Genomic DNA, 6,377 nt, shown 5'->3' with positions numbered 1-6,377 from the left:
TTCAGACGAAGGCCGCTTCTGCGTACGGCAGTTACCGGACCGAGTGATCAAGTTCGACGCACCATTCGACGCCGGAGGTTAAAGATCAAGCTAGGGCCTCTCGTCCGGATCAGGCCGACCACACGACGGCCTGCAACTCGCTGTAGGCGTGCAGGGCGTAGGAGCCCACGTCGCGGCCCACCCCGCTCTTCTTGAAGCCGCCGAACGGCGCCTCCATGTTGCGGCCGACCGTGTTCACGCCGACGCCGCCCGCGCGCAGCCGGCGCGCCACGCGGAAGGCGCGGGCCACGTCGCCCGACCAGACGTAGTCGATCAGGCCGTAGTCGGAGGCGTTGGCCAGGTCGATGCCCTGCTCCTCCCCGTCGAAGGGGACCACCACGACCACCGGGCCGAAGATCTCCTCCCGGACCACCCGCATGTCGGGCGTGCAGTCCGCGAGAAGGGTGGGCGCGACGTAGAAGCCTCGGTCGTGCGGAGGCCGTTCGCCGCCGGTGACCAGCCGTGCGCCCTCCTTGCGGCCCAGTTCGACGTACGCCTCCACACGGTCCCGGTGCGCCGCCGAGATCAGCGGACCCACCACGGTGTCCCGCGCACGCGGATCACCGACCTTCAAGTGGCGGGCGTACGCCGCCAGTCGGTCGACCAGCCGGTCGTACACGCCCCGTTGGGCGAGCACCCGCGTCGGTGCCGTGCAGATCTGGCCGCTGTAGAAGGAGAACGTGGTGCCGATTCCGGCCACCGCCGCGTCCAGGTCCGCGTCGTCGAAGACGAGCGCCGCGCCCTTGCCGCCCAGCTCCATCAGCTGCCGTTTCATGGACCGGCCGCACACCTCGGCGATGCGCTGCCCCACGGCCGTCGAGCCGGTGAAGCTCACCATGTCGACCTCCGGGCACTCCACGGCCGCCTCGCCCACCTCCGGGCGCGCGCCGCCGACCACGTTCACCACGCCCGGCGGCGCGCCCGCCTCCTGAAGTGCCTCCGCCATGCGGTACACCGACAGCGGGTCCTGCGGGGCCGGCTTCACGACCACCGTGTTGCCCATCGCGAGCGCGGGCGCGACCTTGCCGGCCGGGTTCGCCCAGGGGTTGTTGTACGAGGTGACGCAGGCGACCACGCCGACCGGCTGGCGTACGGCCAGGGCGCCCATGACGGTCGCCGGGCCGAACGGCCCCGCCTCGTTGATCTGCGGCGGCAGCGGCTGCTCCACCGGTTCCACCCGCGCGTACCGCCGGAAACGCGCCACCGCGACCCCGACCTGCATTCCGCGCGCCGTGCCGGTCGTCGCGCCGCTCTCCGACTGCGCCAGCTCGGCGTACGGCCCCAGGCGGCCCTGGATGAGGTCGGCCGTCCGCGCCAGCACCGCCGCCCGCTCCTGAGGCGGCGTTTCCGACCACGGTCCGAACGCCTCGCGGGCCGCGGCGCAGGCGGCCCGCACCTGCTCCCGCGAGGCCTCCGGAGCCCACCCGACGATCCCCTCGGTCGCCGGGTCGGTCACCTGGTAGTGGCCGTCGTCCGGCTCCACCCAGGCGCCGCCGATGAACAGCCGCTGCCGCTCGGTCACGTGGTGCTCACCGTCCTGGTGTCCCGCCCCGAGCGCAGCACCTTCCCCGGCACGGCCCCGGTCACCGCGTCGTCCCGGATCGCCTCGACGCCGTTGACCCACACGGCCCGTATCCCGATCGCCCGCGAGTCCAGGCGCGGGCTGTCACCCGGCAGGTCGTGCACCAGGGTGGCCTGCCCGGCGCCGATCCGCTCCGGGTCGAAGAGGACCAGGTCGGCATGGAAGCCCTCCCGCACCCGGCCGCGCTCCCGGAGCCCGAACAGCTGCGCGGGGTCGTCCGTCACCATCTTCACGGCCTGCTCCAGCGGCACCAGCTTCCGGCCGCGCAGACAGTCCCCGAGGAACCGGGTGGTGTACGGCGCCCCGCACATGCGGTCCAGGTGGGCGCCCGCGTCGGAGCCGCCGAGCAGGACGTCCTCGTGCCGCCAGGTCTCGGCCCTCAGGGCCCAGGAGTCGGGGTCGTTGTCGGTGGGCATGGGCCACAGGACCGTGCGCAGCTCGTCGTTCACGCAGATCTCGACCAGGCACGCGAAGGGGTCCTGGCCGCGCTCTGCCGCGATGTCCTTCACGACCCGCTCGGTCAGGCCCTCGTTGCGCGGGCTGTAGGTGTCGCCGATGACGTACCGCCCGAAGTTGGTGAGACGGCGGAAGACACCGGCCTCCTTGGAGTGGGCGCGGCGCAGCATCCCGGCCCGGACCTCGGGGTCGCGCAGCTTCGCGATCCGCTCGGGCACGGGCAGGCCCAGGATCGGTCCCCAGCCCGGGATCAGGTTGAGGGCGCAGAAGGTGCCCAGGGACATGTTCATCGGCGTGAGGATGGGCATGGTGAGGGCGACCACCCGGCCGCCCGCCTTCCGGGCCCGCTCGCTCGCGGAGAGCTGGCGCGGCACGCGTTCGGGGACGGCCGCGTCGATGGTGAGGACGTTCCAGTTCAGGGGGCGTCCGGCCGCCGCGCTCATCTCCACCAGCAGGTCGATCTCCGGGTCGCTGAACTGGTCCAGGCAGCCCGCGACGATCGCCTCGATCTGTGTGCCCTCGTGCTCGCCGACCGCCTTGGCGAGTGCCAGAAGCTCCTTGGGCCGTGCGTGCCGGGAGGCGACCGGCTTCCCGTCACCGTCGGAGTGGGTGGAGGACTGCGTGGTCGACAGCCCCCAGGCGCCCGCGTCCATGGCCTCGTGGAACAGCCGGAGCATGGCGTCCAGCTGCTCGTCCGTCGGCTGCCCGCCGACCGCGTCCGGACCCATCACGTACCGTCGCAGCGCGCAGTGCCCCGCCATGAACCCGGCGTTGACCGCGATCCGCCCTTCGAGGGCGTCCAGGTACTCCCCGAAGGAGTGCCAGGTCCAGGGCGCCCCCTCCTCCAGGGCGACCAGGGACATGCCCTCCACCTTCGACATCATCCGCCGGGTGTAGTCGGCGTCCTCGGGGCGCGCCGGGTTCAGCGGGGCGAGGGTGAAGCCGCAGTTGCCGGCCGCGACCGTGGTGACCCCGTGGTTCAGCGACGGGGTCGCGTACGGGTCCCAGAACAGCTGGGCGTCGTAGTGGGTGTGCGGGTCGACGAAGCCGGGGGCGAGGACGAGGCCGGTGGCGTCCTCGGACGTACGGGACTCCTCGGTGACCGCGCCGATGGCGACGATACGGCCGTCCCGTACACCTACGTCGGCGGTGTACCCGGGCGCACCGGTCCCGTCCACGACGGTCGCGCCCTTGATGACGTGGTCGAGCATGGGGCTCCTTCTCAACTCCGGTGCGGCAACGCGCCGCAGAGGGGCGCGGGGCTGTATCGATGTGCGGCTCCGCCGCGTGGGCGCGACCAGCCACATCCGGCCCGCAGCCCGCGACGGCGATCACACGGCAGCCCGGAACCGGCTGGTTCGATGAACCGGATCCGTGTCGATCTTCGGGATCACGTGCTCGCCGATCAGCCGGATCGTCTGGAGCGTCTCCTCCTTCGGTATCCCGACCGGCAGCCCGAAGCTGAGCTGGTCGGCGCCCGCCTGCTCCCACCTCTTGCACTGCCGCAGCACCTCGTCCGGGTCGCCGCAGATGAGCAGCTCCTCCTCGATGAGCAGTTCGAGGAATTCCTCGGTGTACTCGGGGAGCGTCTCCGGCCACACGGGGAAGCCCTCGGGGCGCGGGAAGGTGTCGTGGTAGCGGAAGACCAGGGACGGCAGGTAGTGCAGCCCGCCGTTCACCGCGATGCGGATCGCCTCCTCGTGCGTGGGCGCGCAGATCGCGGTGCTCGTCACCATCACGTTGTCGTTGACGAAGTCCCCGACGGGCTCGGCGTCCACGACCGCCGTCTTGTACTGCTCCAGCACCCACTCCATGTCGGAGACCTTCTGCACGCTGAAGCCGAGCACCCCGAGGCCCTTCTTCGCGGCCATGGCGTACGAGGACGGGGACCCTGCGGCGTACCACATCGCGGGGTGCGACTTCCCGTACGGCTTGGGCAGCACCTTGCGGGGCGGCAGCGACCAGTGCTTGCCCTGGAAGCCCTCGTACTCGTCCTGCAGCCACATCTTCGGGAACTCGGCGATGGTCTCCTCCCAGATCTCCTTGGTGAAGTCCATGTCGGTGATGCCGGGCAGGAAGCCGAGGATCTCGTGGGAACCGGCGCCGCGTCCGCTGCCGAACTCGAAACGGTTGCCGCTGAGGTGGTCGAGCATGGCGACCTTCTCGGCGACCTTCACCGGGTGGTTGACCTGGGCCAGCGGGTTGAAGATCCCGGAGCCGAGGTGGATGCGCTCGGTGGCGTGGGCGAGGTAGCCGAGGAAGACGTCGTTGGCGGAGAGGTGCGAGTACTCCTCCAGGAAGTGGTGCTCGGACGCCCAGGCGTACTTGAAGCCGGACCTGTCCGCCTGGATGACGTACTCGGTCTCCTCCATCAGCGCCTTGTGCTCCGCGAGCGGGTCGGTCTCGGCCCGCTTGCCAACGTATCCCTGTACGAAGAGCCCGAATTCCACGGAGGTCACCGTCCCCACGAGTGTCTATCTGACGAATCGTCAGATTGGCTTGCCGCCGACTGTCGCACCGCCCCGTTGGGCCGTCAATAGCTGACGGTGAGTCAGGTACACCTTGAGTCAGGTGGATCCTCAGACGATCGAGACCCCGGCCAGCCACCCGCCGTCGATCACGAACGGCTGCCCGGTGATGTACGAGGAGTCCTCCGAGGTCAGGAAGAGCGCGAGCCGCGCCACCTCCTCGGGCCTGCCGACCCGGCCGAGCGGTACGAGCCGGCGGTACAGCTCGTCCAGGGCGCGGGACGTCTCCTGCGGGTCCGCCTCCGGGTCCAGTCGGGCCGGATTGGACATCGGGGTGTCGACGGCCCCCGGGCACACGGCGTTCACCCGTATCCCCCGGGGCGCCAGCTCGATCGCGGCGACCCGGGTGAGGCCGAGGACGGCGTGCTTGGTCGCCGCGTACGTCCCCACGGCCGCCATCCCGGTCATGGCGGTGTAGGAGGCGGTGTTGACGATGGTGCCGCCGCCGGCCGCCGCGATCTCGGGAGCGACGGCCCGGATACCGAGGAAGCAGCCGACCTGGTTGACCTGGACCACGCTCATGAACTCGTCCAGGGGCGTGTCGACAAGCGCGTTGAACCGCAGGATGCCCGCGTTGTTGACCAGCCCGTCGACATGCCCGTACGTCCCTTTCGCGGCGGCCACGGCGGCGGCCCAGTCGGCCTCGCGGGCCACGTCGAGGTGGACGTACGACTGCCCCAGCTCCTTGGCCAGTGCCTCCCCCTGGTCGTCGAGCACGTCGGCGAGGACGACCCGGGCGCCCTCCGCCGCGAACAGCCGCGCCTCCTGCTCGCCCTGCCCGCGCGCCGCCCCGGTGACGATGACGACGCGCCCGTCCAGCTTGCCCATGGGGCCTCCTCCTCAGTCCAGGCGGGGCGCGACCTCGGCCCCGAACGCGGCGATCTGGTCGGCGAGCTCGGCACGGCTCCGGCTGCGGAACCGCACCTGGATCTGGTCCACGCCCATCGCGCGGTACGCCCGCAGGGACTCGGCGACCGCCTCCGGGGCGCCGCCGAGCGTGCGCGGCCCGACGTCCCAGTGGGCCTGACCGATGTAGAGGGGCTCGGTGATGGCGCCGACGGTGAAGGGGCCCTCGAGCCCCGCCCGTTCGCGGAGCTGCCCGATCCGGGCGATCTGCGCGGGCAGCCGGCGGCGCGGATCTCCCTGCGGCAGCCAGCCGTCCCCCTTGAGCGCGGCCCGGCGGACGGCGGCGGGCGAGGAGCCGCCCACCCAGAAGGGGATGCGCGGCTGAGCGGGCCGGGGCCGCTGCCCGAGCCCTTCGAAGTCGTACGCCTTCCCGTGGTGGACCGGGAACTCCTCGGGCCCGAGGGCTTCCCGCAACGCGTCGATCGCCTCGTCGAGCAGGGGCCCGCGCCGCCCGAAGTCCGCCCCCAGCGCCTCGAACTCCTCCCGCACATGCCCGGCCCCCACCCCGAGGACGAGCCGTCCGCCGGAGAGGTGGTCGAGGGTCGCGTACTGCTTGGCGGTGACGAGCGGATGCCGCAGCCCGACGATCGCGACATGGCTGAGCAGCCGCACCCGCTCGGTGACGGCGGCGAGGTGCGCGAGGGTGGCCACCGGGTCGTACCAGACCGTGCCCATGGCGGGGGCGAGCCGGCGCGGGACGGCGACGTGGTCACAGAAGGCGACGTAGTCGAACCCGGCGGCGTCCGCGGCCCGGGCGACCACGACGAGGTCGCCCGGACCGGCCCCGGCTTCCCAGGGCTCGGCGTAGAGCGTGGACTGCGACTGGACGGGGAGCTGCATCCCGTACCGGAGGCGCCGGCGCCGCA

The 6,377-nt window shown here is 71.9% G+C and carries 5 protein-coding genes; all 5 read right to left on the bottom strand.

Annotated features, from left to right (window positions below; genetic code table 11):
• Positions 1-109: 109 nt before the first annotated feature.
• The 5 genes from ACIRC0_RS28135 to ACIRC0_RS28115 all read right to left on the bottom strand — a co-directional run bounded on the left by ACIRC0_RS28135 (position 110) and on the right by ACIRC0_RS28115 (position 6,351).
• On the bottom strand, positions 110-1,561 hold the full coding sequence (locus ACIRC0_RS28135) for an aldehyde dehydrogenase family protein (RefSeq protein WP_403621112.1): 1,452 nt from the start codon (positions 1,559-1,561) through the stop codon (positions 110-112).
• Positions 1,558-3,288 (bottom strand): amidohydrolase family protein, encoded by a 1,731-nt coding sequence (locus ACIRC0_RS28130; protein WP_403621110.1) that lies wholly within the window; start codon positions 3,286-3,288, stop codon positions 1,558-1,560. Before ACIRC0_RS28130 ends, ACIRC0_RS28135 begins: the two co-directional genes overlap by 4 nt.
• Positions 3,289-3,408: 120 nt before the next feature.
• Positions 3,409-4,527 carry an LLM class flavin-dependent oxidoreductase gene (locus ACIRC0_RS28125; RefSeq protein ID WP_403621107.1) on the bottom strand — a complete coding sequence of 373 codons (1,119 nt, stop codon included), beginning with the start codon at positions 4,525-4,527 and terminating at the stop codon, positions 3,409-3,411.
• 129 nt (positions 4,528-4,656) lie between these two features.
• On the bottom strand, positions 4,657-5,433 hold the full coding sequence (locus tag ACIRC0_RS28120; protein WP_403621104.1) for an SDR family NAD(P)-dependent oxidoreductase: 777 nt from the start codon (positions 5,431-5,433) through the stop codon (positions 4,657-4,659).
• Between the two features lie 12 nt (positions 5,434-5,445).
• Positions 5,446-6,351: a TIGR03619 family F420-dependent LLM class oxidoreductase gene (locus ACIRC0_RS28115; protein ID WP_403621101.1), complete on the bottom strand. Its 906-nt coding sequence runs from the start codon at positions 6,349-6,351 to the stop codon at positions 5,446-5,448.
• Between the last annotated feature and the right edge of the window lie 26 nt (positions 6,352-6,377).

Origin of the sequence: Streptomyces sp. NPDC093984 (genome assembly GCF_044764595.1) — a bacterium.
In the GTDB taxonomy this organism is placed as follows: Bacteria; Actinomycetota; Actinomycetes; order Streptomycetales; family Streptomycetaceae; genus Streptomyces; species Streptomyces cynarae.
Note: the sequence above shows the minus strand (reverse complement) of the source record. Positions and strands in the feature narration are given on the sequence as shown.

What these genes read in the sequence shown, in the direction of transcription:
- ACIRC0_RS28130 (WP_403621110.1), bottom strand. Translation starts at nt 3,288, where the DNA reads ATGCTCGACCACGTCATCAAGGGCGCGACCGTCGTGGACGGGACCGGT.
- ACIRC0_RS28120 (WP_403621104.1), bottom strand. Translation starts at nt 5,433, where the DNA reads ATGGGCAAGCTGGACGGGCGCGTCGTCATCGTCACCGGGGCGGCGCGC.
- ACIRC0_RS28115 (WP_403621101.1), bottom strand. Translation starts at nt 6,351, where the DNA reads ATGCAGCTCCCCGTCCAGTCGCAGTCCACGCTCTACGCCGAGCCCTGG.